Below are 24,871 nucleotides of genomic sequence, written 5' to 3'. Positions count from 1 at the left end.
GAGTTGATGAACTCCTGCCATGGAACGTAGTACTCACCAATAAATAAGCGTCAATACGGTGCTCCGTTGACGCTTACACAAAAGCTGCAGATCATGCCCAATATGGTTGGATTTCAGTTCGTATTGCGCGGTATCTGTTCCCGCCTGGGAGCACCAAATCGCAAAGCCGACATCGTTGTGGACCAGCAGTCACAGTTCAACACCACCCAGCGGGAGCTGAGGGAGTTCTATTACCAGATACGTGAGATGCCGTGGGTACACGGTCCCGGTTTACCGGTCATGGATGTGACGAACATGCCGGCTGAACCGCTGGTTTTCCAGTCGGGTACAAAAAGTGCAGGGCTGGAGCTGGTTGATATATATCTCTGGATCTTCAAACGCTTTATGGAAGGGAAGGAGTTAACCAGACCCCCTTACCCGCCTGGTTTACACCAATCGCAATACCGGCAGGACGGACAGTGTCTCCCTTCAGTCGGTGGCTAAACGATCTAAGGAGTTTCTCGACAAACTGCAGGAGCCAACGGCAGAAATGATGAAAAAGGCGAGGGAATACCGGGATCAGGAAGAGGCAAGGCGGCTGGAACATCGGGTGCAAATCCTGCCGCCATCCTGATCCGGCAGGTTGAGTACACACAAAAATGGAAGCGGCCGCGACGGGATGATGCGTCTGTCCGGCATCTTCCGGAGGGCCAGAGCTCGAAATTCTGGCCGTACTTCACTTCTTCGTTGAAGTTCTATCTGTTCGCTGTGAGTCTCATATTTTTATTAAAACTAAAGCAACTCATCAACATAAGTCATGATGGAACGAACCAGATTTATGGCAAAACGGGCATCGGCTTCATTCAGCAAAGTTTCAGTAGGATGGGCCATGCTGTAATTGTTACGCAGGTTATTGATCCCATGAAGTATTGCGGCAGATGATCTCAACATTTTAAACACATCTTCATTTCTTCCATCATCAGGCAGGTCTTTGAGATGTGCAGTTATCAGAGAAAGCAAGCCTGGAACATTATCATTTGTACTATTGGTCGCAATTCCATGGTTGGCACACATTTGTCTTAATGAAGCATGAAGAGCTGTATGAACACGATCATATGCCCGGTGTGGCCCATTATTTTTAAGCAACACTTCCGCATCTTCTAAGGCCTGGTAAATGTTTTCATTTACATTTTTCACTGGTGCTGCCGAAACATTTCTTTGCCCGTTCTGATTCACAATGTTCTTTATTTCATTGAATAACTCAGTATTGGCAATGCTGATAAAGCGTTGAACATTATCCAGCGCCCAGATCTTAGAAAGATTATCAGCGTCCCTGGCCAGAGTGCTTTCTATGGCAGCGATGGCCACCCCTTTCAGCTCAGGGTTGTCCCAGTGAACATGCCGGTAGAATTGATTTAGTCCTTCCGGAACGTCTTCACAATCTGTAACAGCAAACAGCTCCTGCCAGTCACCTTCGTTAAATTTTTCAGCCAGTATTTTGGCCAAATTAATTTGTGAAACTTTATTCAACATACTGATCCCTAGAAGTTTGTGCTTCTTAACTGAATTTACCGGAACGGCGTCTCAGTAAACGAAATCCGTGTACTGGTATACCCCCTGCTCTGCAACAGGAATGAAATCCCGTCCATCATCATTGCTCTGTTACTGCGGGGACCAATTCTGACGTTTGTCAGTGGCAGCTTGTCTTTTGCTTTAATGATCAGATATGGTACCAGACCGCTGTCATTGACACGAAAATTGACACCCTCAAAAGGGCTTTCCGGAAGGATTACCATCCTGAACTCCTGCTCCTCTTGGAAACCGTCATTCTTGAAAAAAGGCGGCAGGCTGTGTGCCAGTCTGGTTGCCTGAATCATCTCATGCATTACATCTGCATTTATTGCCGCCTGAACATGTGGCTGACGAAAGAAGGCGAGGATTTCGTTCCGGGCTTCAACCGTGGAATCCTCTTTGGTATAGAGTACCCGGTTTTTAAACACCTGATAATGAGTTAATTCCAGCGAGGCAAGCAGCTCTTCATCATCAAATTCCAGGCACACGCCCTGAGAGCTCCCATAACCCCGCCACTGGCTTAACAGGTCGGGTTCGAGACAGAACGAAAGGTTATAGACGTGAGCTGCCCGGTGCATTCTGAAGTGCGTCAGTGCCTGTTCGATGAACTTAAGGGTTTTCGGGTTAAAGTCGTCCCTCAGGTACTGCAGGGCATTCTCAAGGCAGTTCATGCCGTGAGTCAGCTCATTACTGTCATTGAGAAAGGAAAAGTGCGTCGCCCACAGTGAGCCTGATTCGATGATGCCCTTCAGGCCGTTCAGGTCAGTGTAATGATAAATCTTCATCTGGCAGCCTCCTGACTGTCCGGGCCCTGTTCGCACTCAGTTTTTTGCACGTCAGACAGAAACGGGAACACCGTAATAGCGGCTTCCCTTGCTTCTTCTATCGACCGTTCCCGGGCCTGCCATTCCGGATCTGCTGCCAGCACTTCGTCGGCGGTATCGCGTAACCAGGCATACAGCTCTTCGCCACCATCGAGATCAATCTGGCGGGTTTTTACCTGGTCCTCATGCTTCATGATATTACGCAACAGCTTACCAATCTGCCCGTCAGATTCGACTGGTTCGTAAGGAATGTAGTCCGGATATTCGTCGAATTGATCCAGCGTCAAATCGATGTACTCTCCGTCCAGCAATACGATGACATGCCCGTGAACTGTTGAGTTTTCCGCTTCATGAAAGCCAGCGTTCCCTTCCATAAAAATGATGCACGGATGGCATCTCTCTCGTTCCTTGAGGTAGTACGCCAGAGTATTGCTGGCTAAATCGCAGCTGCCGTGCGGGAAATTCCTCAGTTCCGTTTTCCAGCGGGGAAAATGACGACACCCGTCAGCCCGTTCACCGCCACCAAGCTCCAGTGCCCGTCGAAATGCCTTTATACGTAATACTCTTTCCTGTCTCATTTCTTCACCTTCCCGTCCTGGCGGGCCAGAGCCAGCAGTTCGGTCTGAAGCTGGCGGCCGTCCTCCCGGGCTTCCTTCAGCTCCGCCTTCGTGTCCTGCAGCTGCGCCGCCAGGTGTTCGCCGGTGGCGGTCAGGCGGGCCACCTGCTCGCGCAGCGGCAGCGCCTCCGCGCGCAGCTCGCGTACCTCCTGCAGCAGGCGGTCACGTTCGGCCACCACCTCGCGCAGCACCGCCAGCTCGCTTTCCAGCGCGGCCACGTTCGCCAGCGCCTCATCCCGCTCCTTGTCGGCCCGGGCAATGTCGTCGTCGGCCTGCTCGCGCGCCGCCAGGGCCCCGGCTTCAGCCTGTTTCACGGCCGCCTGCCACAGCAGCCCCAGCTGGCCGGTCAGCAGCTGCGCCAGCTCCGGCGGCAGGGGCGTGGCCTGCTCAGTGGCCTGCTCGCGCTGGCGGGCGCGGAACGCGCGCATCACCGGGGAGATGTGGGACAGCGAGCCGCCGCCGAGGTGCTGACGGACCTGCTCGTTGGTCGGGTTCGGGGTGCCGGCGGCGATCAGGGCGGCGGCGGCGTCTTCAATGCGGCGGACGGTGTCCGGGGAGAGGGATGTCATGGTCTGGCTCCGGTTTCTCAGGGAATGGCGCCATCGTACGCCCGGTATGAAAAATACACAATACATACAATACAAATAATACATACCATACAATTCATACATACCATACATACAGTACAGAACTTACATACACTCTTTCTCTTTTCTAGGTCAGATCCGGTTTCTGGTGAAGCCGGAAGCAATGAAACTACCTACCTACCTGATTCGTTTAGCTGCGTTTGTATATGAGTCAGAGAATGAAATTTAAACAGGATGCATCACTTGTTGAAACATGTAAGATACATCTTATCTACGATATTTAAGGAAAGGCACAGCGTGGCGACTTATCGGGCTTACTACGGGCAGGACAGAGATCGTGAATATTTTGAGCGCATATTTCAATCAGCAAACATCAATTTCATCATTGGCTCAGGAGCATCGCTGCCTGCAATCAGCGTGTTAGGTGATATTGAAAGCGAGCTTGAGGCTCTGGTCCGCGCCGGAAAGGATGATGAATACTTCAGTAAATCTGAGTCTTTTCTGGACAATGTATGGAAGGCAAACAACGTCCTCCTGAAGCGAAGCTTGCCCGCAGAGGTAATCCTTCCTACTTTAATAGATGATGTCGTATCGACACAAAACAACTACGCGAAGCTCATGCGTGCATTAGAAATGCTTCTGACGAGGCGGCGGACTGGATTGCTACCGCGGCGTATCAACCTCTTTACGACTAACTATGATTTGTTCATTGAGGATGCAGCGGTTAAAAATAACAACGTCATTCTGAATGATGGATTCCGTCAGCGCGCCGATATTTACAACCGGACAGTATTCGATACCAAATGTTTTTATCAGACCATACACGCAACCGGGAACCTTTATAATTACAGCGTGGAACTACCTACGGTGAATCTCATCAAGCTGCATGGTTCCCTTTCTTGGCATAGCTATGATAAGGAAATCTATTATTCCATTAAGGATATGAAGCCAGTTGCGTTCAATACACCAAAGGAGAAGCAGGACTGGGTTATGTCACATCAACTGGTTCTGCCGCGAAAGGATAAATTTCGTGAAACCTTACTTGAAAACGTGTATTACGACCTGCTACGGACTTATTCAAATGAGCTGGATAAAGAAGGCTCTTTGCTTATAGTTTTCGGATTTTCTTTTGCGGATGAGCATATTGAAACTCTTACCAAGAAAGCGCTGCGAAACGCCACGCTCAAAATTGTTATATTCGCTTACAATGAGGCGGCTAAAGACCTATTCCTTGATAAATTCCGTGATTATTCCAACGTTGATGTGGTTTTTACTCCTGGAGCCCCATTGGACTTCAAAAAGATGAATGAAATTATAACCAGCTTTCTTGGAGGTATGAAATGACCTCCGCTTTTGTTAACGAAGAAGCAGTATTAAGGATCGGTGAGGTTCGTGAAGTATCGGGCAGAACACTCAGTGTGCTTGTCGATAAAAATAAAAATCTGAGTGATCTTTTTTATCACGGTAAGGTGCTCAAAAATGTTTCAGTAGGTAGTTTCATCGAAGTCAAAAAAGGATTCATGAGTCTGATTGCAAAGGTAGAAACCGAGAAGATTGTCGAGGAAAAATCACCTGTTGGTAGCGGAAGCGATTCGCTTCGCTTCCGCCGCTATCTTACAGCCTCACTGGCAGGCTATATTGACCGGAACGGGCGCTTTACTGGTGGAACTCGCGAGTTGCCCCTTATCGGCAATGAAGTTTTTCTGATGTCTGAGGAACAACTTCATCTTATCCACTCGATCGCGCCAGCGGGCGAGTCCGGGCTGAATTTTTCGCGCACCGATCTCGAAGATATTGATATCACTCTCCCGATAAGCGGCCTTCTCAACTCACACATCGCCATCTTCGGTAATACTGGCAGCGGCAAGTCCAATACTCTGGCCGCGCTTTATCAGCATGGCTATGAGGCCCTGAAAAACCTACTAGGCGAAGGATTCAGAAGTCGGTCACGGTTTCTTTTATTTGATTTCAATGGTGAATATGGTGGGAGAAGCTGCATTACGCGCGACAAGGTTGTTTATAATCTTAGCACGCATGATGAAGAGGGTGATCGCATTCCGATGCCTGCTGAGATACTGCTTGAGCATGAGATTATCTCTGTCCTGACGGATGCCACCGACAAAACGCAGAAACCTTTTCTGAAGCGAGTGCTTGAATTCAAAAAGCGAGTGGAGTCGAAGCTGAACCCTCAGTCATATTTTCGTGAAATTCTGAAACGGCGGGTCACTGAAACTCTGTTTGGTTGCGAAAAGAAAAAAAGTGACGACCTGATTGATTTATTCCGTCCTGTACTGAAGGACGAAGATCTGATAGCAGATATTGAATTTTTTTATAACAACGGCGGCGTATGGCGAACCAAGACAGGCGTTTACTTTTCTAATGAAGAAAATACTCATCAGTGCAATATGTACCAGATGGCTCAGAATTATGAATTTCCCGACGATATAATGGAAGAGTTGCTGGACTATATGTATGTTCAGCTAATTATTGAATATCTTTCAAGTCGCTCAAATCCTGAACATCTTTCTCCTGTCATCAATCGAATGAGCGGACTGAAAAAAGATATTCGTAAAATTTTCAATACTGCGTCCGGCGGAACCATCTGGGCAGAAACGAACTTTGTTGTCCTGAACCTTAATATGGTCAATCTGACCATGAAAAAAACGCTACCACTTTTAATGGCCAAATGGGCCTATTCAGCAAAAAAAATGGATAAGGTACCGTCCACTCTCCATCTCATCATAGACGAAGCACACAATATCCTTTCGAACACCTCGTTCAGGGAATCAGAAAGCTGGAAGGATTATCGGCTCGAAACGTTTGAAGAGATAATTAAGGAGGGCAGAAAATTTGGCGTCTTTGTGACGATATCCAGTCAGCGACCAAACGATATCTCCCCGACTATCATTTCTCAGGCACATAACTATTTCATTCACCGGTTGATAAATCAGAACGATCTGTATGCTATTGAAAAATCCGTTTCCTATATAGACCGCATGACTGAAGAATCTATTCCAACGCTTGCAACCGGCACCTGCATATTCAGTGGCGTGATCTGCCCTATGCCACTTAAGCTTCGTATAAACGAGCTGTCTTTCCGCAAAAAGCCGCACAGCCATACGCTGAATTTTGAAGATCTAATGCTTTAGCCACGGCTACCGCTTCTCTGAGAAGAACGGCAGCCGGTCTACGCGTAAGAGATCCCCGTTCAGTGTGAGTAGCTCAGCTAATGCCGGAATCGTGTCCGGCTCGATCACCGCCATGAACGCCGCCTCAAACTATAGATTCTTCTTGTAGTACTAGTAGTAATTACAAAAATTGCTTTTATGCTTTTTAAGCATTGCTTTTATATTTTTAATAATGTCAGTTTTTATCCCTCACTCCTTTCTTTTCCAGAGATCCGAAAAAAGTAAGTCACGGATCTTCCTCTCCCGCCGCACAGCGCCATCTCCCGTCAGCACAACATGTAGTGCTGAATTCAGCTGTTAATGACACTATATGTTGTGTCATCTCCCTGACCTGTGATGCGCCGCGCAGGGGCGGAAACAGTGATATGATGATTTTCTCAGTGTGGTACACTTCCGGAAAGTTGTGATATTCATTAAAGTCGGATCTGACGGAAACGGGAATGCGATAATTACGGTTTGTTTTTATAAGTCAGATTTTGATTTTTATTAGTTAACATAACGCAAGGTAAAATAAATAAGGCTTACTAAAAGTAAGATAACAGTATGTGTATTTACGCGCTGATTTTTGCATCATAATAATATATACTTATATGCATACCCGAAGTATGTCAAAAAGAGGTGTACTATGAAGCAGCGTATTACAGTGACAGTTGACAGCGACAGCTATCAATTGCTCAAGGCATATGATGTCAATATCTCCGGTCTGGTAAGCACAACCATGCAGAATGAAGCCCGTCGTCTGCGTGCCGAACGCTGGAAAGCGGAAAATCAGGAAGGGATGGCTGAGGTCGCCCGGTTTATTGAAATGAACGGCTCTTTTGCCGATGAGAACAGGGACTGGTGAAATGCAGTTTAAGGTTTACACCTATAAAAGAGAGAGCCGTTATCGTCTGTTTGTGGATGTTCAGAGTGACATTATTGACACGCCCGGGCGACGGATGGTGATCCCCCTGGCCAGTGCCCGCCTGCTGTCAGACAAAGTCTCCCGTGAGCTTTACCCGGTGGTGCATGTCGGGGATGAAAGCTGGCGCATGATGACCACCGATATGGCCAGTGTGCCGGTCTCCGTTATCGGGGAAGAAGTGGCTGATCTCAGTCACCGCGAAAATGACATCAAAAACGCCATTAACCTGATGTTCTGGGGAATATAAATGTCAGGCTCCGTTATACACAGCCAGTCTGCAGCCAGGGTACCGGCAGTTTATTCTGCCGGACAGTCTCCACAACTTCCTGTTGTCATTGATTATCCGGCAGCTCTGGCACTTCGCCAGATGTCGATGGTTCATGATGAACTGCCGAAATATCTGCTGGCTCCGGAAGTGAGTGCCCTGCTCCATTACGTCCCGGATCTGCGCCGCAAGATGCTGCTGGCCACACTGTGGAACACCGGTGCGCGCATTAATGAAGCACTGGCGCTGACGCGGGGGGATTTTTCGCTCGCGCCTCCGTATCCGTTTGTGCAGCTGGCCACTCTGAAGCAGCGGACCGAAAAAGCCGCCAGGACGGCAGGAAGAACGCCTGCTGGACAGCAGACTCACCGGCTGGTTCCGCTCTCCGACTCCTGGTACGTCAGTCAGCTGCAGACGATGGTGGCAACACTGAAAATTCCTCTGGAACGGCGTAATAAACGAACAGGCAGGACAGAGAAAGCGCGGATCTGGGAAGTGACGGACAGAACGGTCAGGACCTGGATTGGGGAGGCGGTTGCCGCCGCTGCTACTGACGGTGTGACGTTCTCTGTCCCGGTCACGCCACATACGTTCCGCCATTCCTATGCGATGCACATGCTGTATGCCGGTATACCACTGAAGGTCCTGCAGAGCCTGATGGGGCATAAGTCCATCAGCTCAACGGAGGTCTACACGAAGGTGTTTGCGCTGGATGTGGCTGCACGGCACCGGGTGCAGTTTTCGATGCCTGAGTCCGATGCGGTCACAATGCTGAAAAACAGACACGCATAATTCATAAATCATAATTATGAATTGTGATTTATTCTGTAAAAAAAGAGACCACTGCAATATGTGATCTCTTGTATGCAAGGGTGCTTAAACAGTATGAATTCACAAGTGTGATTTCATAAGTAATAACTTATTGATTATTACGTTAGTGTTTTTAAGTATTGCTCAAGGGCTACTCTGACGATGGCACTTACATTTTTTGGATCTTTACCATTGCGTTTATTCCTCAATGCCAGATCTTCTATTGTGACAAGCATGCTTTCACCAAGAGAGATTGTCGTCCGACATTGTTTTTCTGGTTCGGGTTTTTCCGGCGCGCCGTATGGTTTATCCGCAAGGCGCTGAGCCAGAGCCTCTGCTTGTTCTACCGTAACTGCAGCTCTGTTTAATGCTTGCTGGCTGGGTTTCTTCACCATGGGCCAAATACCTCATTCATTAAATGTTCAATTTCTGCTTTGGCTGCTGTATTGTTCGTTTCTACTACACCGGTGCCGTTGCTCATGCAATCGCGATAGACTTTTCTGAAACAAATAACTGAATCAAGGACTTGAATTGTTGGGAATTCTTCAAGATATTCAAGGAATTCTTTTCTCTCATTTCCCCTCAAAACCGGATTGGTTGTTGCCATACTTTGTAAACAATAAACCTTAAGTTCCGGGTTAAGGTTACGCATTGCGTCTATCTGTTGTTCTAGTTCTGTAAGAGTATCCAGATCTGGTTGAGAACACTGTAGTGGCGCAATTATTTGATGTGCGACAACTCCACTCGTTATGAATTCCTTTGAGTTTCTTCCTGCGACATCCACTATTACATCATCGAACTTTTCATTCAGAGCCTGTAGTGTTTGTGTCAGGTTATCAAATTTCTCAACAAGGGTTATTGCTGGTAACAGTCCTGCAGCTTCTCGTTCCGCATGATGTTTTGCGGCTGTTCGTTGTAGATCTCCGTTTAACAGGCAGACTTCCCTTCCTTTATTTGCGAGAGCAATAGCCAGGTTTGATGCAATGGTAGTTTTCCCTGAACCACCTTTGTTCCCACCAACTACAGTAATCATTGCAACCTCATAAATGTGATGTGTGAAGTGTGATGATATTTTGACACGGTAACCTGAGGTGTCAATATGTGTTCATATTTATGAAGTATGAAATATGAAGTATGTCATGTGATGTAATAAATAATACTTGTGTTTTGTGATTTCATAACTATGATAGTGCTCAAATTGAGTATTACCTTGCAACCAGAAACAATGATTTACTCAGATTGAGTATTTAAGGGGCTATAGATGAACGTATACTGCGATGATGGTTCAACAACAATCAAGTTGGCATGGAATGATAATGGGAAAATCTGTAAGTCGTTGTCGCAAAACTCATTTCGTCATGGATGGAAGGTTGACGGGTTAGGAATTCGCCAGACATTTAACTATGAACTGGATGGTAAAAAATACACGTATGATGAAGTTAGCAACCAATCTATTCTTACGACTCATATTGAGTATCAATATACGGATGTTAACCTGTTAGCTGTGCATCACGCTTTACTGAATAGTGGATTAGCGCCTCAGCCTGTATCATTGACTGTGACTTTGCCTATCAGTGAGTTCTATACGAAAGAGTGTCAAAAAAATGAACTCAACATTCAGCGTAAAATTGAGAATTTAATGAGGCCGATTCGTCTTAATAAAGGCGATGTTTTCACCATTGAACACGTTGATGTGATGCCTGAATCATTGCCAGCTGTGTTTTCTCGTCTGGTCGTGGATAAAGTTGGTCAGTTCGAAAAATCGCTGGTAGTTGATATTGGCGGCACTACGCTTGATGTTGGTGTTATCGTTGGTCAATTTGACTCTGTAAGTGCCATTCATGGTAATTCTGGCATTGGTGTGTCTTCAGTTACGAAAGCTGCAATGAGTGCATTGCGCATGGCATCCAGTGATACCAGTTTCCTCGTTGCAGATGAATTGATTAAACGTCGTAATGACCCGGACTTTGTTCGGCAGGTTATAAATGACGAAACAAAAACTGATCTGGTCCTTAATACCATTGAGGGGGCTATTGCCAGTTTGGGGGAGCAAGTAGTCAATGAGCTCGGTGATTTCCATCATGTGAATCGTGTTTATGTTGTCGGTGGTGGGGCCCCGTTGATCTATGATTCGATAAAAACGGCATGGCACCATCTTGGGCAAAAAGTAGTGATGATGGAGTCGCCACAGACAGCACTGGTTGAAGCTATCGCGGCTTTCAAAGAGGAGTAATATTGTGGACGATGAACGGAAAAGGAAAAAATACACACTTTATCTGCATCCGGAAAAAGCTGCAGACTTTCAAACTTTGGAAGCGATAGAGTCCGTTCCGCGTTCTGAGCGTGGTGAGCTGTTCCGGAATGCATTTATTTCTGGAATGGCGTTACACCAACTTGATCCTCGCCTGCCTGTATTGCTGACAGCCATTTTGAGCGAGGAGTTTTCAGCAGATCAGGTTGTAACCTTACTCAGTCAGACGACTGGATGGAAGCCTTCTCAGGCCGATATCAGAGCTGTGTTGACTGAACTCGGTGCTTCGCAATCTGTTGAAAAAATGCCTCCTTCTGCTACTGATTCGGTGCAGGAGGCAATGAATGATGTGCGTCTTAAAATGAAAAAATTATTCTGATATATCAGAATGAAGCAATGGGGAGCTCAGTCCATTGTGTTGTATACGAAGGCGATAGCATTTCCCGTTTCATTTGCCATTCAGGGGCGGTTCCTCGCCCCGCAAACCACACTTTCCCTTTTCCCGACTGGTTCAGTTCATCGAGTGTTTTCATTAACTTTTCACTGTTTTTACGGGGCTGGATTTCATCAAATAATCCCGGCTGCGCTATACCCGATGGTGTGAGCCAGCATGACTCCTGCCTTCATATAGCGGTACCCTTCACGCCAGACATGGTTTAAGGCTCTGCATGCGGCGGCAATAATGTCCCGGCTGTCCTGTGTGGCAATGAAAGCTTTTCCACAGCGGCATTGCTGTAACAGGGTTCTTTTACTGCAAAGGGGGATGTCCGTACAAATGTCGTCACCTGCCGACAATACTGACGCTCCCCACGTAGTTTCTCTGCGGCCCGCTCTGCATACTGAACAACAGCCTGGTGCATGGCATCTTTGTCTGTGATTCGTTCACCAAAACTGCGACTACAGACAATCTGCTGTTTTGCCGGTGGTGCTTCTTCCAGGGATATGCTGGACTCGCCGTTGAGTTCGCGTACCGTACGCTCAAGAATGACGCTGAAGTTTTTCCGGATGAATGCCGTGTTAGCCTGCGCCAGTTGCAGTGCTGTGTTAATACCCAGCGCATTCAGCTTTTCCGTCAGTTTGCGTCCTACTCCCCAGACCTCACCAACTGGCTGCAGCCCCAGTAGCTTCAAGCTCCGATTACGGTTTTCTGCCGTCAGCGCGACCACACCGGAAAACTGTGGCCATTGCTTTGTTGCCCACTGTGCACTTTTAGCCAGCGTTTTTGTAGGCGCAATGCCCACCCCCATGGTGAGTCCTGTCCAGCTCTTTACCTGTTCCCTGAGCTGATGACCAAAAACCTCCGGAGAGATGCAATGATTTATCCCCCGCAAATCAATGAACATTTCATCAATTGAGTAGGGCTCAACTGCGGGAGAAAGCGACTCCAGAACAGCCATAACCCGTTGGCTCATGCTGTGGTACAGCGCATAATTGCTGGAAAATACATGTATTTTCTTCTCCAGGCGCATTTGTCTCACCTGAAACCAGAGCTGCCCCATTCTGATGCCAAGGGCTTTTGCCTCCGGGCTGCGCGCGATCACACAGCCATCGTTATTGCTGAGTACGATGACCGGTTCGTTGCGAAGGTTCGGGCGGAAAACTTTTTCACATGAGGCGTAGAAACTGTTGATATCAGCCAGTGCAAACATCAGCGTAACTCCCGCGTCCTGTGTATCACGTGAGTGACAATACCAAAAATACAGATGTTTTCCGGATACAGTGTGCGGAACTCCGGGCTGTCTGAAACCGGCTCCAGTGCCGGGCGTGGGCGCAACAGCAGTCGTTTGACGGTGAACTCACCGTCGATCTCAGCGATAACGATGTCCCCGTGTTGTGGTTTTTCGGCCCTGTCCACTACCAGCAGATCACCATTCTGCACGCCAGACTGGTTCATCGATTCACCGCTGGCGCGCAGAAAGAAGGTGGCTGCAGGTCTGCTGATGCAATAGCTGTTCAGATCCAGTTCCTGCTCAGCATAATCAGTGGCAGGCGAAGGAAAACCGGCCTGGCAACGATCGGCAAACAACGGTCGCACGTAACTGTCATCGCCTGAAGGGTCAGCCGGACGGTGATAAACGGTACTCATGCTGCGGGCAGCCAGCTGTCGTCCTGCCAGATTTCTTCCAGCAGAGACTGGATACGTTCTTTATCCTTGTCGTTGCGGGCTCCAGTGACAGATACAGACGGGGCGCTGCCCTGGTCTATACGCAGCCAGATTTCCGGGTAGTGTGGTTTCAGACGTTGTTCGATTTCATTCTGTAGCGCCTGAAGTGTGCCTGATTTGAGGTTTTTTGTGCTCTGGCGGTCGAAAAGAATTTCAATGCGGATCATGTTCTCATCTCCCTTTTCTTTTGCTGTATGTATATACAGTATTCTAATAACTGAATCCACACACAGTCAAATGTCATTATTGTGACTAAAAAACGCTCAATTCTCTGAGAGTGTGGCTGTATGCCTGCTGTGGACTGTTGTGTCCAGCTTATCCACAGCATTTTGTGCACGGTTCTGTGGACAAAATACCTGGTTACCCAGGCCGTGCCGGCACGTTAACCGGGCTGCATCCGATGCAAGTGTGTCGCTGTCGCAGGCCTCCTCACCCGGTCACGTTTCGTCGTTCCTCCTCCACGCGCTGCGGCTTCGGGGCCGCACCTGCATTCGTATGCGGTCGCCCGGTTACAGGTGCGGCACGGCCTGATGGAGGCCGCATGTGAGAGGAGAATTCCCATGCCAAACTGGTGCTCGAATCGTATGTATTTTTCTGGTGAACCGGCACAGATCGCTGAGATTAAACGACTGGCCAGCGGTGCAGTCATACCGCTTTATCGCCGCGCCACAAATGAAGGTATTCAGCTATTTCTGGCCGGAAGTGCCGGACTTCTGCAGACCACTGAAGATGTGCAGTTTGAACCGTGCCCCGGACTGACGGCTGCCGGACGTGATGTTGTATCGCCGGAGAATATCGCGTTCACCCGCTGGCTGACATACCTGCAGGACGGTGTACTGCTGGATGAGCAAAACTGCCTGATGCTGCATGAACTCTGGCTGCAGAGTGGTACTGGCCAGCGTCGCTGGGAAGGATTACCGGATGAGGTCAGAGAAACCATCACCGTGCATTTCACCGCCAAAAGAGGTGACTGGTGTGGCTTCTGGAGTAACGAGGATGTATCGGTGTGGTGGAACCGTCTGTGTGACAATGTACTGCCGGAAAAAACCATGCCGTTTGACCTGCTGACGGTTCTGCCCACCCGCCTGGATGTTGAAGTGAATGGCTTTAACGGTGGTGTTCTGAACGGTGTTCCTTCTGCGTATCACTGGTATACGGAACAGTATGGCGTGAAGTGGCCTGTGGGGTATGAGGTGAATATCAGCCGTCAGGGAGACAACTTCATTCAGGTGGATTTCGACACGCCGTGGTGTCAGCCGGAAAGCAACGTTGTTGCAGAATTAAGCCGCCGTTTCGGCTGCACGCTGGAGCACTGGTACGCCGAACAGGGCTGCAATTTCTGTGGCTGGCAGTTGTATGAGCGCGGAGAGCTCGTTGATGTGCTGTGGGGGGAACTGGAATGGTCTTCCCCGACAGATGACGATGAGCTGCCGGAAGTCACCGGACCTGCGTGGATAGTCGACAATGTGGCGCATTATGGCGGATGAAGTATGACGGAGACGGGCGGGCAACCGCCCGTTTCTTTTCCGACAAAGGATGTCGCCGTGCTCCTCTTTTTACTGCGCCGGCTGACGCGGCGCGGCAGGAACGCTGCCTGTGGTCAGTGTCCCGCGTCCGGCGGGCACGGGACGGGCGCTTTTACTGCTCCCGGCTGGTACCGGTGACAGTGTACGCCAGCCTGTCGCCCTTTTCTGATGAACGCCCTTCAAGCCGCTTTCGCGGCATATTCTCGCCGTCAAAAAGACGACGGCTACGATATTCCACGGTCGGCCTGACCCGTTACCGGACGCGGTGAACAGCCCACAGGCAGCGGGGAACGGGCACCACAGGGGTGCCCTCCCGGTGCCCTCTGTAAGAGAAGGAGCGTTATTATGTCCCGTTTTGTTCTTGGTAACTGCATCGATATTATGACGCGTATCCCTGATAACGCCATTGATTTCATATTAACTGACCCGCCATATCTCGTCGGTTTTCGTGACCGTTCCGGGCGCACCATCGCCGGAGATAAAACCGATGAATGGCTGCAACCGGCCTGTAATGAGATGTACCGCGTGCTGAAAAAAGACGCGTTAATGGTGAGCTTCTATGGCTGGAACCGCGTCGATCGCTTTATTGCCGCCTGGAAAAATGCGGGATTCAGCGTTGTTGGTCACCTGGTCTTCACCAAAAACTACACATCGAAGGCCGCATATGTGGGCTATCGCCACGAATGCGCCTACATCCTGGCAAAAGGCCGTCCACGTCTGCCACAAAACCCGCCGCCGGACGTGCTGGGCTGGAAATATTCGGGCAATCGCCATCACCCGACGGAAAAGCCCGTTACCAGCCTGCAACCGCTGATTGAGAGCTTCACACACCCGAACGCAATTGTGCTGGACCCGTTTGCAGGCAGCGGCTCAACCTGCGTCGCCGCCCTCCAGTCCGGACGCCGGTATATCGGTATCGAGCTGCTTGAGCAGTATCACCGTGCCGGGCAGCAACGCCTTGCCGCCGTGCAACGGGCCATGCAGCAGGGGGCCGCGAATGATGACTGGTTTATGCCGGAGGCTGCGTAAATGAACTATGCCGGACACGAAAAACTTCGCGCCGAAGTGGCGGAGGTGGCCAATGCCATGTGCGACCTGCGTACAACCATGAATGAGATGGAGCGGCGGTACAGCTTTAATGCTGACACCCTGCCGGAACGTCTGGTGCGTCAGACGTTGTTTCGCGCAAACCGCCTCCTGATGGAGGCATATACCGAAATTCTGGAACTGGATGCGTGCTTTAAAGATTGAGAAGGAGACGAGAATGTACGGAACATGCGAAACGCTCTGCCGGGAGCTGGCAGCAAAGTATCCGGGAGACACGCCGCTGATGCTGGTTATCTGGTCTCCGGAAGAGATTCAGGCACTGGCTGACGGTATGGAAATTTCTCTGACCGATCATGAAATCAGGACCGTCCTGGCGCGCATGGAGGACATCCCGGAAGACCAGAGGACTGAATCCGGTATTTCTTCCGCCGCGGTGATGGAGATTATCAGCAACGTGAGCGAAAACCGCCAGGTGACCGTCCCTGCTGAACTGCTGGCGTCCCTGATTCAGACCGCTGAACAGGCACTGTGGAAACGTGAGTGGGCCGCCCGTGATAACGGCCTCGTCGTCCCGGAATGCGTCACCCGCCGACTGGCGGTGGTTAATCAGGCCCGCGCCCTGCTGAAAAACAACACACGCGAAAACGACTGATGTTATCGCCGCCTGCGGGCGGCGATTCAGGGAGACCATGAATCATGAACGAAACGCTGAATGCACTGATTTGTCGCCACGCCCGTAACCTGCTGCTGGCGCAGGGCTGGCCGGAAGAGACGGATGTTGACCAGCGAAATCCGAACCATCCGGGCTGGATCAGCATTTACGTGCGGCTGGATACGCCCCGGCTGGCGACGTTACTTATCAACCGTCACGGCGGCGTACTGCCGCCGCACCTGGCCTCTGCCATTCAGAAACTGACCGGAACCGGGGCGGAACTTGTTCTGTCCGGCAGTCAGTGGCAGTCGCTGCCGGTACTTCCGGCAGACGGAACGCAGGTGTCTTTCCCGTATGCCGGTGAGTGGCTGGCAGAAGACGAAATCAGGGCTGTACTTGCGGCGGTGCGCGATGCAATACGAAGCATCTGTTACCAGGTGGCAGACGATACGCGGCGTATCCGGGCGGCGCTGACCACCACCGGTCAGACGTTGCTGACCCGCCAGACGCGCCGCTTTCGTCTGGTTGTGAAGGAAAGCGATCACCCCTGCTGGCTCGATGAAGATGACGAAAACCTGCCCGTGGTGCTCGATGCCATCGTGAACCGGGGAGCACGTTTTTCGTCGGTGGAAATGTACCTGGTCAGCGATTGTATTGAGCATATCCTGTCCAGTGGGCTGGCCTGCGATGTGCTGCGTATACCGGATGAACCGCCCCGCCGCTGGTTTGACCGTGGTGTTCTGCGGGAGGTGGTCCGGGAAGCCCGGGCCGAAATCCGCAGCATGGCGGATGCCCTGGCAAAAATCCGGAAATGATGACGTTGGCGGGGTAAATCCCCGCCTTTTTCCTGCCGGTCCCCGGACAGAGCACAAAGGAAGTCGCCGCCGGCTCCGCTTTACCCGGCCATGCAGGGCATGGCCTTGTGGTTTTTCAGTTATGTGGCCTCAGCGTCGTGTGCGGGCTGTGCCGTGCCTCCATCTTAGCCGGGCTGGCAGGGATGCAAGGGTATGCTTTGCCGCTGCGGTCACCCGGTCCTTTCTTCCCGTCTGCCGTGATTTTCCGGTCGTTCACCCGCTCAGATTTCGCGGTCTCACCCTCCAACTCCCGTCAGCCGTGTGCGTCAGGCTGCGGCTTCCCTTGCGCCCCTGCATCCCCGCCTTATCGCCCGGCTTTTATGGAGGCACGGCACCGCCCGGTGTCGCGGAATATGTGAACAACGGAGGAAAACATCATGCAATATGCGAAATCTGTCACTCTGAACGTTGAAGAGTGCGACCGTCTGTCTTTTCTGCCTTACCTGTTTGGCCAGGATTTTCTGTATGCCGAAGCGTCTGTATACGCGCTGGCGAAAAAAATGATGCCGGAATATGAAGGCGGATTCTGGCACTTCATCCGCCTGCCGGACGGTGGCGGTTACATGATGCCGGATGGCGACCGTTTCCACATGGTGAACGGTGCAAACTGGTTTGACCGTACTGTGAGTGCTGATGCCGCAGGTGTCATTCTGACTTCCCTTGTGATTAACCGTCAGTTGTGGCTGTACCACGACAGCGGTGATGCGGGGCTGACTCAGCTTTACCGGATGCGTGATGCGCAGTTGTGGCGTCACATCGAATTTCACCCTGAATGCAACGCGATTTACGCGGCACTGGACTGATTAACGGACGGGGCGGCAATGCCGCCCCTGTAAAGGAGACGAGAACATGTACTGTACTGTTAAAGAAATCATTCGCGATGTACTGGATACAGACGTGCCGGACAGTGAATGCGTTTTTGCCGTGGTGCTGACCCGTGGGGATGTGCGTCACATAGTCCAGGACTGGAGTCTGACAGACGATGAGCTGGAAACCGTCATGCAGCGGCTGGACGATGCTTTTGTATATGGCGCATGTGACAGAGTTGTTTCCGATATTGTCAATGAACTGATGGAGGAAAAGCGCGTAAACCGTCGTGTAACAGTCCCTGCGGTGCTGCTGGAAAAAGTGATGGTGATGGCTGGTAGTGAAATTTATCGCCTCCATGCTGTCGGGAGCGAGAACGGGGGCGACGGTGACGCATTTGTCAGGGAAGAACGTGAGATTATGCGGGTGATGCGTCAGGCGCTGGACGGGGAGAACGGGTAATGAATATCAGCACGGAAACCCGCGAAATTCTGCGTAATTACAAAGCTGTGATTAATGCACGACGTCGTGAAATGGGGCAGAAACCGCTCACCACGGCGCAGATTGTTGATGAAATCTGCGATTTTGTGGCGAATCAGCAGGCTGTATTCCTCGGCGGTCAGTACATCCTTCAGGGCAGCAGAAACAGGTGATACAGGGCAGGCGGTGGAGGCCGCCTGTCAGCCCGCGCGAAAACCCCTGGCAGGCTGACGCCTGCCGGAAGGGAAGCGGGTCACGCTGACGCGTCGCCCGTTACCCTTCCTGTTTGTGATGTGTCCGGAATGTTTTTTTCTGATGTTATTTTTCTGTGGTTACCGTGCTTGTTATTGTTCTTCTTCTTTTTCCTCTTCCTCTTCTTTCCGTTCCTCTCCTGTTTATGGCTTTTCCGGGCGTCCCCCTGGCGGGGCGGGCTGTCGTGAACGGAGCCAGCGGAGCTGTCTCCGCCCTGGCGGGCTTCTATCCCTGACGCGAAACCCTGGCTTGCAGCGACCGTTCCGGTCGCGCCGCCTCTGTCGCGCCGTGGCCTGCGCTCCCGGCATCCCGACAAAAGGCCGCCGGGATGTAAGGGGCAACGCCGTTTCGCGCACGCGCTCTCCGTCGTTGCGGCGGGGCCCTGCTCATTGCCTGCCGGGTGCCACACACCCGTATGAGTCCCTGTCGCCGGGGGCTGATACAGCCACAACCTGCCGCACTGACTGTCCAGGGTAAATGAACAGCCCACAAAATTTTTTACCCAAAACCCGGTAAAAAATTTTGCGTTCTGCCCAGGACAGGTGCGTCAGGCCGTGGCAGTGATGCCCCTTGCGGCGAAGGTTCTCAAAAAGGTGATGGTGAATACCGGAGGGAACAAAAGGCAGGTCCCCGCAAAACGTCAAAACCGCGGCTCCCGAAACTCAAAAGATGATGGGGGCTGAAAACATCAACAGAAGGAGACACATCATGGCAGTTCGTGGCATTAACAAGGTCATTCTCGTAGGACGCCTGGGAAAAGATCCGGAAGTCCGTTACATCCCCAACGGGGGCGCAGTGGCAAACCTGCAGGTGGCCACGTCAGAAAGCTGGCGTGACAAACAGACGGGGGAGATGCGGGAGCAGACAGAATGGCATCGCGTGGTGCTGTTCGGCAAGCTCGCGGAAGTGGCAGGTGAATATCTGCGCAAGGGCGCGCAGGTCTACATCGAAGGTCAGCTTCGCACCCGTAGCTGGGAGGATAACGGTATCACCCGTTACGTCACCGAAATTCTTGTTAAGACCACGGGCACCATGCAGATGCTGGGACGTGCCGCAGGTGCTCAGACTCAGCCGGAAGAGGCGCAACAGTTCAGCGGTCAGCCTCAGCCGGAACCACAGGCGGAGGCCGGTACGAAAAAAGGAGGCGCAAAAACGAAAGGCCGTGGACGTAAGGCCGCGCAGCCGGAGCCTCAGCCGCAACCGCCGGAGGGTGACGATTACGGGTTTTCAGACGATATCCCGTTCTGATCGGGCTGACTGTGATAACCGCCCCGCCCCGTCCTGTGCGGGGCATCACCGGAGAAATGAGGATGAGCGAATATTTCAGAATACTTCAGGGGCTGCCTGACGGTCCTTTTACCCGCAAACATGCCGAAGCCGTTGCCGCACAGTACCGGAACGTCTTTATCGAGGATGACCACGGCGAACAGTTTCGCCTGGTTGTCCGTAATAACGGTGCAATGGTCTGGCGTACCTGGAATTTTGAGGACGGTGCCGGGTACTGGATGAACCATGCCATCCGTGATTTCGGCATTCTTAAGTAAGAGAGGTGCCGGACGGGAACGCGTCCGGCAGACATACAACCATCCCGGTCAAAGGAGAAATATATGTCAGTTACAGAGTCTAAGACAAAAACGGAGCGTAAATCCAGCCGTAAACCGTCAAAAGAGCAGGAGACTGCCCTGTCTGCCCTGCTGGCGCAGACGGAGGAAGTGAGCGTGCCGCTGGCCTCACTGATTAAGTCACCGCTGAATGTGCGCACGGTGCCGTATTCTGCGGAGTCCGTCAGCGAACTGGCGGACTCCATTAAAGGTGTCGGCCTGTTACAGAATCTGGTTGTTCATGTCCTGCCAGGTGACCGCCACGGTGTCGCCGCAGGTGGTCGCCGACTGGCAGCACTCAACATGCTGGCAGAGCGTGGCATCATTCCGGCTGACTGGCCTGTCCGTGTGAAGGTCATTCCGCAGGAACTGGCGACTGCCGCATCAATGACTGAAAACGGTCATCGTCGGGATATGCACCCTGCCGAACAGATTGCCGGATTCCGCGCAATGGCGCAGGAAGGCAAAACACCTGCACAAATCGGTGATTTGCTGGGCTATTCACCCCGCCACGTTCAGCGAATGCTGAAACTGGCTGACCTTGCGCCTGTCATCCTCGATGCGCTGGCAGAAGACCGCATCACCACAGAGCACTGTCAGGCGCTGGCGCTGGAGAACGACACCGCACGCCAGGTACAGGTGTTTGAAGCTGCCTGTCAGTCGGGATGGGGCGGAAAACCGGAAGTACAGACCATTCGTCGTCTGGTGACCGAAAGTGAAGTGGTGGTGGCGGGGAACAGTAAATTCCGCTTCGTGGGGGCTGATGCCTTCTCGCCAGATGAACTGCGCACCGATTTGTTCAGCGACAACGAGGGTGGCTATGTGGACTGCGTGGTGCTCGATGCCGCCCTGCTGGAAAAACTCCAGGCTGTTGCTGAACACCTTCGGGAAGCCGAAGGCTGGGAATGGTGCGCTGGACGTATGGAGCCTGTCGGTTTCTGCCGTGAGGATGCCGGAACATACCGCAGTCTGCCGGAGCCGGAAGCTGTGCTGACGGAGGCGGAAGAAGAACGCCTGAACGAACTGATGGCACGTTACGACGCGCTGGAAAATCAGTGTGAGGAATCTGACCTGCTGGAAGCAGAAATGAAGCTGATGCGCTGCATGGCGAAGGTCAGAGCGTGGACGCCGGAGATGCGTGCCGGAAGCGGTGTGGTGGTGTCCTGGCGTTATGGCAACGTGTGTGTCCAGCGTGGTGTGCAGTTGCGCAGCGAGGATGACGTGGCTGACGACGCTGACCGCACGGAACAGATGCAGGAGAAAGCGTCAGTGGAGGAAATCAGTCTGCCACTGCTGACGAAAATGTCTTCCGAACGCACGCTGGCAGTCCAGGCGGCACTCATGCAGCAACCGGACAAATCTCTGGCACTGCTGGCATGGACGCTCTGCCTGAATGTGTTTGGCAGCGGAGCGTACAGTAAACCAGCACAAATCAGCCTGGAATGTAAACATTATTCGCTGACCAGCGATGCGCCGTCAGGGAAGGAAGGTGCCGCGTTCATGGCGATGATGGCAGAAAAAGCCCGTCTTGCGGCCCTGTTACCGGAGGGATGGTCACGGGACATGACGACGTTCCTGTCACTCAGTCAGGAGGTGCTGTTATCCCTGCTCAGTTTCTGCACCGCGTGCAGCATCCACGGCGTTCAGACCCGCGAGTGTGGTCACACGTCACGCAGCCCGCTGGACACGCTGGAGAGCGCCATCGGTTTTCACATGCGCGACTGGTGGCAGCCGACAAAAGCAAACTTCTTCGGACACCTGAAAAAGCCGCAGATTATCGCAGCCCTGAATGAGGCAGGACTGTCCGGTGCCGCACGGGACGCGGAGAAGATGAAGAAAGGCGATGCGGCTGAACATGCAGAGTTCCACATGAAAGACAACCGCTGGGTGCCTGGCTGGATGTGTGCACCACGCCCACAGACGGATGCCACTGAACGAACCGATAACCTGGCTGATGCCGCCTGATGAACAACCACACCGCCCCGCCGGAGACGGGGCGGCAGCAAGGGAGATACCGTGATGAAAACTGAACTGCCCCTGAATGTATTACAGACCATGAACGCACAGGAATATGAAGATATCCGGGCTGCCGGAAGTGATGAACGCCGTGAGCTGACTCACGCCGTGATGCGGGAGCTGGATGCGCCGGATAACTGGACGATGAACGGCGAGTACGGCAGCGAGTTTGGCGGCTTTTTCCCCGTCCAGGTCCGTTTCACGCCTGCCCACGAACGTTTTCACCTGGCGTTATGTTCACCGGGCGATGTCTCTCAGGTCTGGGTGCTGGTTCTGGTGAATGCCGGTGGTGAGCCGTTTGCGGTGGTTCAGGTACAGCGGCGGTTTGCACCGGAAGCCGTCAGCCATTCACTGGCACTGGCGGCGTCACTGGATACGCAGGGGTACAGCGTTAACGACATCATCCATATCCTGATGGCGGAAGGAGGTCAGGTATGAGCGTACGTTCACAGGCACTGGTTCCCCTCAGCACAGAGCAACAGGCCGCATGGCGGGCGGTGGCGGAGACAGAAAAACGCCGCCATCAGGGTAACACGCTGGCGGAATATCCGTATGCGGGGGCGTTTTTCCGCTGTCTGAACGGAAGCCGCAGGATATCGCTGTCTGACCTGCGATTTTTCATGCCGTCCCTGACCGCAGAAGAACTGCACGGCAACCGTCTTCAGTGGCTGTATGCCATTGATGTGCTGATTGAAACACAGGGCGAGGTCTGCCTCCTTCCCCTTCCCGGTGATGCTGCAGAGCGGTTGTTTCCGTCGGTGCGGTTTCGTGTCAGGGAGCGCAGTCGCCATAAATCCGCGCTGGTCATGCAGAAGTACAGCCGCCAGCAGGCACGGGAGGCAGAGCAGAAAGCCCGTGCGTACCAGGAGCTGGTCGCTCAGGCTGAAATCGAACTGGCATTCCATTCGCCGGAAACAGTCGGAAGCTGGCATGCACGCTGGAGTGACCGGGTGGCAGAGCATGACCTGGAAACCCTGTTCTGGCAGTGGGGCGAGCGTTTTCCGTCACTGGCCGGAATGGAACGCTGGCAGTGGCAGGATATGCCGTTCTGGCAGGTTATTGCGGAAGCCAGTCTTGCAGCAAGAGAGGCCGGTCACGCTGTCCGTGAGATGGAGCGGTGGATGGTGCCGAACAAACTCCGGGAGGCAGCGTGATGCGGCAACAATCACACAGATTACCCGTAAACAGCCTGAATGAGCGGATTATTTTCAGGAAAAGTGAGTGTGGTCAGCGTGCAGGGATATGGGCTATGATGTGCCCGGCGCTTGAGGCTTTCTGCCTCATGACGTGAAGGTGGTTTGTTGCCGTGTTGTGTGGCAGAAGGACAAAAGCCCCGTAGTTAATTTTTCATTAACCCACGAGGCCCCTGCATGCTTAGACAACATCAGGATAGCCTCTTACCGCGCTTTGCGCAAGGAGAAGAAGGCCATGAAACTACCACGCAGCTCTCTTGTCTGGTGTGTGTTGATCGTGTGTCTCACACTGTTGATATTCACTTATCTGACACGAAAATCGCTGTGCGAGATTCGTTACAGAGACGGATACAGGGAGGTGGCGGCTTTCATGGCTTACGAATCCGGTAAGTAGCAACCTGGAGGCGGGCGCAGGCCCGCCTTTTCAGGGCTGATGCTGGTCTGACTGCACTGAAGCGCCTTTATAAAGGGGCTGCTGGTTCGCCGGTGGCCCCTTTCTCCTTGCTGGCATTGTACGGGCATGAACAACCAGACTGCCAGGAAGGCCGTTTCCCTCCGGGAACGGGGATGAACGTGCGCCTGCGGCGCCCGTTCTTTTCCCCCGCCTTCTCTGTTTATGACCTGTCAGAAATCACATCACCTTCCCTTTGATTATTCTCTTTTTCCTCCTGTTCTGACTCTGATTACTGCTGCCCTGATTATTGTCTGTTTTGTTGTTCTCCTGCTTATGCCTTTTCCGGGCGTCCCCCTGGCGGGGCGGGCTGTCGTGAACGGAGCCAGCGAAGCTGTCTCCGCCCTGGCGGGCTTCCATCCCTGACGCGAAACCCCGGGCTTGCAGCGACCGTTCCGGTCGCGCCGCCTCTGTCGCGCCGTGGCCTGCGCTCCCGGCATCCCGGCAAAAGGCCGCCGGGATGTAAGGGGCAACGCCGTTTCGCAAACCGCGCTTCACGTCGTTGCGGCGGGTCCCTGCCCGTTGTTCTGTCCGGTGCCATTCACCTGTTTAAGCCCCTGTCGCCGGGGGCTGATACAGCCACAACCGTCTCCGCCAGTCCAGGGGGGAAATGCACATCCCGCAAAAGTTTTTGCCCAGAAGCAGGCAAAAACTTTTGCGGTCTGCCCCCGGACAGTCGTTTCCGGCCGTGGCAGTGATGCCCCTTGCGGCGAAGGTTCTCAAAAAGATGATGGTGAATACCGGAGGGAACAAAAGGCAGGTCCCCGCAAAACGTCAAAACCGCGGCTCCCGAAACTCAAAAGATGATGGGGGCTGAAAACAAGAGAGAGG

30 protein-coding genes and 8 pseudogenes are annotated in these 24,871 nt (G+C 52.3%); 26 read left to right on the top strand and 12 right to left on the bottom strand.

Annotated features, from left to right (window positions below; translation table 11 throughout):
• Positions 1–69: 69 nt before the first annotated feature.
• Positions 70–613: pseudogene (locus BGE37_RS22085) on the top strand (DUF3800 domain-containing protein); the annotation flags it as partial.
• Positions 614–771: 158 nt separating this feature from the next.
• On the opposite strand, the gene BGE37_RS22080 reads toward BGE37_RS22085, so the two are convergent.
• The 5 genes and pseudogenes from BGE37_RS22080 to BGE37_RS22065 all read right to left on the bottom strand — a co-directional run bounded on the left by BGE37_RS22080 (position 772) and on the right by BGE37_RS22065 (position 3,561).
• On the bottom strand, positions 772–1,512 hold the full coding sequence (locus BGE37_RS22080; RefSeq protein WP_000933099.1) for an abortive infection family protein: 741 nt from the start codon (positions 1,510–1,512) through the stop codon (positions 772–774).
• A 35-nt stretch (positions 1,513–1,547) separates the two neighbouring features.
• Positions 1,548–2,129, bottom strand: coding sequence for a DUF2971 domain-containing protein (locus BGE37_RS22075; protein WP_227897071.1), 582 nt, complete (start codon positions 2,127–2,129; stop codon positions 1,548–1,550).
• Positions 2,130–2,144: 15 nt separating this feature from the next.
• Positions 2,145–2,336 (bottom strand): annotated as a pseudogene (locus tag BGE37_RS25745) (hypothetical protein); the annotation flags it as partial.
• Positions 2,333–2,953 (bottom strand): hypothetical protein, encoded by a 621-nt coding sequence (locus BGE37_RS22070; protein ID WP_057697826.1) that lies wholly within the window; start codon positions 2,951–2,953, stop codon positions 2,333–2,335. The gene BGE37_RS22070 and the pseudogene BGE37_RS25745, both read right to left, overlap by 4 nt.
• On the bottom strand, positions 2,950–3,561 hold the full coding sequence (locus BGE37_RS22065; RefSeq protein WP_000202889.1) for a DNA-binding protein: 612 nt from the start codon (positions 3,559–3,561) through the stop codon (positions 2,950–2,952). The genes BGE37_RS22070 and BGE37_RS22065 overlap by 4 nt, the downstream gene beginning before the upstream one ends.
• A gap of 315 nt (positions 3,562–3,876) precedes the next feature.
• On the opposite strand from BGE37_RS22065, the gene BGE37_RS22055 reads away from it, so the two are divergent.
• The 5 genes from BGE37_RS22055 (at position 3,877) to BGE37_RS22035 (ending at position 8,728) form a co-directional block, all read left to right on the top strand.
• Positions 3,877–4,923, top strand: a complete 1,047-nt coding sequence (locus tag BGE37_RS22055) for an SIR2 family protein (protein WP_024232765.1) — start codon at positions 3,877–3,879, stop codon at positions 4,921–4,923.
• Positions 4,920–6,728, top strand: a complete 1,809-nt coding sequence (locus BGE37_RS22050; RefSeq protein ID WP_044863035.1) for an ATP-binding protein — start codon at positions 4,920–4,922, stop codon at positions 6,726–6,728. The genes BGE37_RS22055 and BGE37_RS22050 overlap by 4 nt, the downstream gene beginning before the upstream one ends.
• A 664-nt stretch (positions 6,729–7,392) precedes the next feature.
• On the top strand, positions 7,393–7,611 hold the full coding sequence (ccdA, locus tag BGE37_RS22045; RefSeq protein ID WP_000813634.1) for a type II toxin-antitoxin system antitoxin CcdA: 219 nt from the start codon (positions 7,393–7,395) through the stop codon (positions 7,609–7,611).
• Between the two features lies 1 nt (position 7,612).
• A complete protein-coding gene (ccdB, locus tag BGE37_RS22040) occupies positions 7,613–7,918 on the top strand; it encodes a type II toxin-antitoxin system toxin CcdB (RefSeq protein WP_001159871.1) in 306 nt (101 codons plus the stop codon).
• Positions 7,919–8,728, top strand: coding sequence for a site-specific integrase (locus BGE37_RS22035; RefSeq protein WP_000016979.1), 810 nt, complete (start codon positions 7,919–7,921; stop codon positions 8,726–8,728).
• Positions 8,729–8,865: 137 nt separating this feature from the next.
• Here the strand turns inward: BGE37_RS22035 and BGE37_RS22030 are convergent, their stop codons facing one another.
• Entirely contained in the window at positions 8,866–9,141 is a 276-nt protein-coding gene (locus BGE37_RS22030) for a hypothetical protein (protein WP_000239529.1), read from the bottom strand.
• Positions 9,135–9,779 carry an AAA family ATPase gene (locus BGE37_RS22025; protein WP_000633911.1) on the bottom strand — a complete coding sequence of 215 codons (645 nt, stop codon included), beginning with the start codon at positions 9,777–9,779 and terminating at the stop codon, positions 9,135–9,137. Before BGE37_RS22025 ends, BGE37_RS22030 begins: the two co-directional genes overlap by 7 nt.
• 228 nt (positions 9,780–10,007) lie before the next feature.
• Here BGE37_RS22025 and parM point away from each other — a divergent pair, with 228 nt between their 5' ends.
• Together parM and BGE37_RS22015 are read left to right on the top strand one after the other, a co-directional pair.
• Positions 10,008–10,979: a plasmid segregation protein ParM domain-containing protein gene (parM, locus tag BGE37_RS22020; RefSeq protein WP_001103694.1), complete on the top strand. Its 972-nt coding sequence runs from the start codon at positions 10,008–10,010 to the stop codon at positions 10,977–10,979.
• Between the two features lie 4 nt (positions 10,980–10,983).
• Positions 10,984–11,376, top strand: a complete 393-nt coding sequence (locus tag BGE37_RS22015) for a plasmid partitioning/stability family protein (RefSeq protein ID WP_000340833.1) — start codon at positions 10,984–10,986, stop codon at positions 11,374–11,376.
• A gap of 4 nt (positions 11,377–11,380) precedes the next feature.
• Here the strand turns inward: BGE37_RS22015 and umuC are convergent.
• The 3 genes and pseudogenes from umuC to BGE37_RS21995 form a co-directional block, all read right to left on the bottom strand.
• A pseudogene (gene umuC, locus BGE37_RS22005) lies at positions 11,381–12,646 on the bottom strand (translesion error-prone DNA polymerase V subunit UmuC).
• A complete protein-coding gene (gene umuD / locus BGE37_RS22000; RefSeq protein ID WP_032219119.1) occupies positions 12,646–13,083 on the bottom strand; it encodes a translesion error-prone DNA polymerase V autoproteolytic subunit in 438 nt (145 codons plus the stop codon). Before umuD ends, umuC begins: the two are co-directional and overlap by 1 nt.
• A complete protein-coding gene (locus BGE37_RS21995; RefSeq protein WP_019842136.1) occupies positions 13,080–13,328 on the bottom strand; it encodes a DinI-like family protein in 249 nt (82 codons plus the stop codon). The genes umuD and BGE37_RS21995 overlap by 4 nt, the downstream gene beginning before the upstream one ends.
• Before the next feature lie 393 nt (positions 13,329–13,721).
• Between BGE37_RS21995 and BGE37_RS21985 the strand changes: the two genes are divergently transcribed.
• The 9 genes from BGE37_RS21985 to BGE37_RS21940 all read left to right on the top strand — a co-directional run bounded on the left by BGE37_RS21985 (position 13,722) and on the right by BGE37_RS21940 (position 18,700).
• The gene (locus BGE37_RS21985; protein WP_123057347.1) at positions 13,722–14,648 is read left to right on the top strand and encodes a DUF1281 domain-containing protein; all 927 of its coding nucleotides are present in this window, start codon (positions 13,722–13,724) and stop codon (positions 14,646–14,648) included.
• Positions 14,645–14,956 carry a hypothetical protein gene (locus BGE37_RS21980; RefSeq protein ID WP_032219116.1) on the top strand — a complete coding sequence of 104 codons (312 nt, stop codon included), beginning with the start codon at positions 14,645–14,647 and terminating at the stop codon, positions 14,954–14,956. The genes BGE37_RS21985 and BGE37_RS21980 overlap by 4 nt, the downstream gene beginning before the upstream one ends.
• A gap of 76 nt (positions 14,957–15,032) precedes the next feature.
• Positions 15,033–15,716 carry a DNA methylase gene (locus BGE37_RS21975; protein ID WP_097473856.1) on the top strand — a complete coding sequence of 228 codons (684 nt, stop codon included), beginning with the start codon at positions 15,033–15,035 and terminating at the stop codon, positions 15,714–15,716.
• Positions 15,717–15,938: a hypothetical protein gene (locus BGE37_RS21970; RefSeq protein WP_001104885.1), complete on the top strand. Its 222-nt coding sequence runs from the start codon at positions 15,717–15,719 to the stop codon at positions 15,936–15,938. It begins immediately after the preceding gene.
• Between the two features lie 13 nt (positions 15,939–15,951).
• Positions 15,952–16,386, top strand: a complete 435-nt coding sequence (locus tag BGE37_RS21965) for a DUF1380 family protein (RefSeq protein WP_040072501.1) — start codon at positions 15,952–15,954, stop codon at positions 16,384–16,386.
• A 44-nt stretch (positions 16,387–16,430) separates the two neighbouring features.
• Complete coding sequence (locus BGE37_RS25250; protein ID WP_044863077.1) at positions 16,431–17,201, top strand: hypothetical protein; 771 nt, start codon at positions 16,431–16,433, stop codon at positions 17,199–17,201.
• 416 nt (positions 17,202–17,617) lie between these two features.
• The gene (locus BGE37_RS21950; protein ID WP_001198954.1) at positions 17,618–18,043 is read left to right on the top strand and encodes an antirestriction protein; all 426 of its coding nucleotides are present in this window, start codon (positions 17,618–17,620) and stop codon (positions 18,041–18,043) included.
• 46 nt (positions 18,044–18,089) lie between these two features.
• Positions 18,090–18,509 carry a DUF1380 family protein gene (locus BGE37_RS21945; protein WP_105288436.1) on the top strand — a complete coding sequence of 140 codons (420 nt, stop codon included), beginning with the start codon at positions 18,090–18,092 and terminating at the stop codon, positions 18,507–18,509.
• On the top strand, positions 18,509–18,700 hold the full coding sequence (locus tag BGE37_RS21940) for a hypothetical protein (protein ID WP_001027497.1): 192 nt from the start codon (positions 18,509–18,511) through the stop codon (positions 18,698–18,700). Before BGE37_RS21945 ends, BGE37_RS21940 begins: the two co-directional genes overlap by 1 nt.
• Positions 18,701–18,909: 209 nt before the next feature.
• Here BGE37_RS21940 and BGE37_RS26050 read toward each other — a convergent pair.
• Positions 18,910–19,169 (bottom strand): annotated as a pseudogene (locus tag BGE37_RS26050) (hypothetical protein); the annotation flags it as partial.
• A gap of 87 nt (positions 19,170–19,256) precedes the next feature.
• On the opposite strand from BGE37_RS26050, the pseudogene BGE37_RS26045 reads away from it, so the two are divergent.
• From BGE37_RS26045 to BGE37_RS21895, 8 genes and pseudogenes are all read left to right on the top strand, one after another.
• Positions 19,257–19,462, top strand: a pseudogene (locus BGE37_RS26045) (single-stranded DNA-binding protein).
• Positions 19,463–19,487: 25 nt separating this feature from the next.
• Positions 19,488–20,027 (top strand): single-stranded DNA-binding protein, encoded by a 540-nt coding sequence (locus BGE37_RS21920; protein WP_000290811.1) that lies wholly within the window; start codon positions 19,488–19,490, stop codon positions 20,025–20,027.
• A gap of 62 nt (positions 20,028–20,089) precedes the next feature.
• A complete protein-coding gene (locus BGE37_RS21915) occupies positions 20,090–20,323 on the top strand; it encodes a DUF905 family protein (RefSeq protein ID WP_000005988.1) in 234 nt (77 codons plus the stop codon).
• 63 nt (positions 20,324–20,386) lie between these two features.
• The gene (locus BGE37_RS21910) at positions 20,387–22,345 is read left to right on the top strand and encodes a ParB/RepB/Spo0J family partition protein (RefSeq protein WP_097473858.1); all 1,959 of its coding nucleotides are present in this window, start codon (positions 20,387–20,389) and stop codon (positions 22,343–22,345) included.
• A 54-nt stretch (positions 22,346–22,399) separates the two neighbouring features.
• Complete coding sequence (psiB, locus tag BGE37_RS21905) at positions 22,400–22,834, top strand: conjugation system SOS inhibitor PsiB (protein WP_000845873.1); 435 nt, start codon at positions 22,400–22,402, stop codon at positions 22,832–22,834.
• Positions 22,831–23,593 (top strand): annotated as a pseudogene (locus BGE37_RS21900) (plasmid SOS inhibition protein A). Before psiB ends, BGE37_RS21900 begins: the two are co-directional and overlap by 4 nt.
• A 173-nt stretch (positions 23,594–23,766) precedes the next feature.
• Positions 23,767–23,916, top strand: a pseudogene (locus tag BGE37_RS25740) (DUF5431 family protein); the annotation flags it as partial.
• On the top strand, positions 23,858–23,983 hold the full coding sequence (locus BGE37_RS21895) for a type I toxin-antitoxin system Hok family toxin (RefSeq protein WP_096937776.1): 126 nt from the start codon (positions 23,858–23,860) through the stop codon (positions 23,981–23,983). The pseudogene BGE37_RS25740 and the gene BGE37_RS21895, both read left to right, overlap by 59 nt.
• Positions 23,984–24,259: 276 nt before the next feature.
• Here the strand turns inward: BGE37_RS21895 and BGE37_RS25470 are convergent.
• A pseudogene (locus tag BGE37_RS25470) lies at positions 24,260–24,581 on the bottom strand (hypothetical protein); the annotation flags it as partial.
• A gap of 69 nt (positions 24,582–24,650) precedes the next feature.
• On the opposite strand from BGE37_RS25470, the gene BGE37_RS25735 reads away from it, so the two are divergent.
• The gene (locus tag BGE37_RS25735) at positions 24,651–24,857 is read left to right on the top strand and encodes a hypothetical protein (RefSeq protein WP_040101106.1); all 207 of its coding nucleotides are present in this window, start codon (positions 24,651–24,653) and stop codon (positions 24,855–24,857) included.
• The last annotated feature ends 14 nt before the right edge of the window (positions 24,858–24,871 follow it).

Source organism: Escherichia sp. MOD1-EC6300 (assembly GCF_002965045.1).
GTDB classification, from domain to species: domain Bacteria; phylum Pseudomonadota; class Gammaproteobacteria; order Enterobacterales; family Enterobacteriaceae; genus Escherichia; species Escherichia coli_F.
Note: the sequence above shows the minus strand (reverse complement) of the source record. Positions and strands in the feature narration are given on the sequence as shown.

Bases quoted from the DNA above. Each gene is read 5' to 3' on its own strand.
- BGE37_RS22080 (WP_000933099.1), bottom strand. From the start codon at position 1,512: ATGTTGAATAAAGTTTCACAAATTAATTTGGCCAAAATACTGGCTGAA.
- BGE37_RS22075 (WP_227897071.1), bottom strand. From the start codon at position 2,129: ATGCACCGGGCAGCTCACGTCTATAACCTTTCGTTCTGTCTCGAACCC.
- BGE37_RS22070 (WP_057697826.1), bottom strand. From the start codon at position 2,953: ATGAGACAGGAAAGAGTATTACGTATAAAGGCATTTCGACGGGCACTG.
- BGE37_RS22065 (WP_000202889.1), bottom strand. From the start codon at position 3,561: ATGACATCCCTCTCCCCGGACACCGTCCGCCGCATTGAAGACGCCGCC.
- BGE37_RS22050 (WP_044863035.1), top strand. From the start codon at position 4,920: ATGACCTCCGCTTTTGTTAACGAAGAAGCAGTATTAAGGATCGGTGAG.
- ccdA (WP_000813634.1), top strand. From the start codon at position 7,393: ATGAAGCAGCGTATTACAGTGACAGTTGACAGCGACAGCTATCAATTG.
- ccdB (WP_001159871.1), top strand. From the start codon at position 7,613: ATGCAGTTTAAGGTTTACACCTATAAAAGAGAGAGCCGTTATCGTCTG.
- BGE37_RS22035 (WP_000016979.1), top strand. From the start codon at position 7,919: ATGTCAGGCTCCGTTATACACAGCCAGTCTGCAGCCAGGGTACCGGCA.
- BGE37_RS22030 (WP_000239529.1), bottom strand. From the start codon at position 9,141: ATGGTGAAGAAACCCAGCCAGCAAGCATTAAACAGAGCTGCAGTTACG.
- BGE37_RS22025 (WP_000633911.1), bottom strand. From the start codon at position 9,779: ATGATTACTGTAGTTGGTGGGAACAAAGGTGGTTCAGGGAAAACTACC.
- parM (WP_001103694.1), top strand. From the start codon at position 10,008: ATGAACGTATACTGCGATGATGGTTCAACAACAATCAAGTTGGCATGG.
- umuD (WP_032219119.1), bottom strand. From the start codon at position 13,083: ATGAGTACCGTTTATCACCGTCCGGCTGACCCTTCAGGCGATGACAGT.
- BGE37_RS21995 (WP_019842136.1), bottom strand. From the start codon at position 13,328: ATGATCCGCATTGAAATTCTTTTCGACCGCCAGAGCACAAAAAACCTC.
- BGE37_RS21985 (WP_123057347.1), top strand. From the start codon at position 13,722: ATGCCAAACTGGTGCTCGAATCGTATGTATTTTTCTGGTGAACCGGCA.
- BGE37_RS21980 (WP_032219116.1), top strand. From the start codon at position 14,645: ATGAAGTATGACGGAGACGGGCGGGCAACCGCCCGTTTCTTTTCCGAC.
- BGE37_RS21975 (WP_097473856.1), top strand. From the start codon at position 15,033: ATGTCCCGTTTTGTTCTTGGTAACTGCATCGATATTATGACGCGTATC.
- BGE37_RS21970 (WP_001104885.1), top strand. From the start codon at position 15,717: ATGAACTATGCCGGACACGAAAAACTTCGCGCCGAAGTGGCGGAGGTG.
- BGE37_RS21965 (WP_040072501.1), top strand. From the start codon at position 15,952: ATGTACGGAACATGCGAAACGCTCTGCCGGGAGCTGGCAGCAAAGTAT.
- BGE37_RS25250 (WP_044863077.1), top strand. From the start codon at position 16,431: ATGAACGAAACGCTGAATGCACTGATTTGTCGCCACGCCCGTAACCTG.
- BGE37_RS21950 (WP_001198954.1), top strand. From the start codon at position 17,618: ATGCAATATGCGAAATCTGTCACTCTGAACGTTGAAGAGTGCGACCGT.
- BGE37_RS21945 (WP_105288436.1), top strand. From the start codon at position 18,090: ATGTACTGTACTGTTAAAGAAATCATTCGCGATGTACTGGATACAGAC.
- BGE37_RS21940 (WP_001027497.1), top strand. From the start codon at position 18,509: ATGAATATCAGCACGGAAACCCGCGAAATTCTGCGTAATTACAAAGCT.
- BGE37_RS21920 (WP_000290811.1), top strand. From the start codon at position 19,488: ATGGCAGTTCGTGGCATTAACAAGGTCATTCTCGTAGGACGCCTGGGA.
- BGE37_RS21915 (WP_000005988.1), top strand. From the start codon at position 20,090: ATGAGCGAATATTTCAGAATACTTCAGGGGCTGCCTGACGGTCCTTTT.
- BGE37_RS21910 (WP_097473858.1), top strand. From the start codon at position 20,387: ATGTCAGTTACAGAGTCTAAGACAAAAACGGAGCGTAAATCCAGCCGT.
- psiB (WP_000845873.1), top strand. From the start codon at position 22,400: ATGAAAACTGAACTGCCCCTGAATGTATTACAGACCATGAACGCACAG.
- BGE37_RS25735 (WP_040101106.1), top strand. From the start codon at position 24,651: ATGCACATCCCGCAAAAGTTTTTGCCCAGAAGCAGGCAAAAACTTTTG.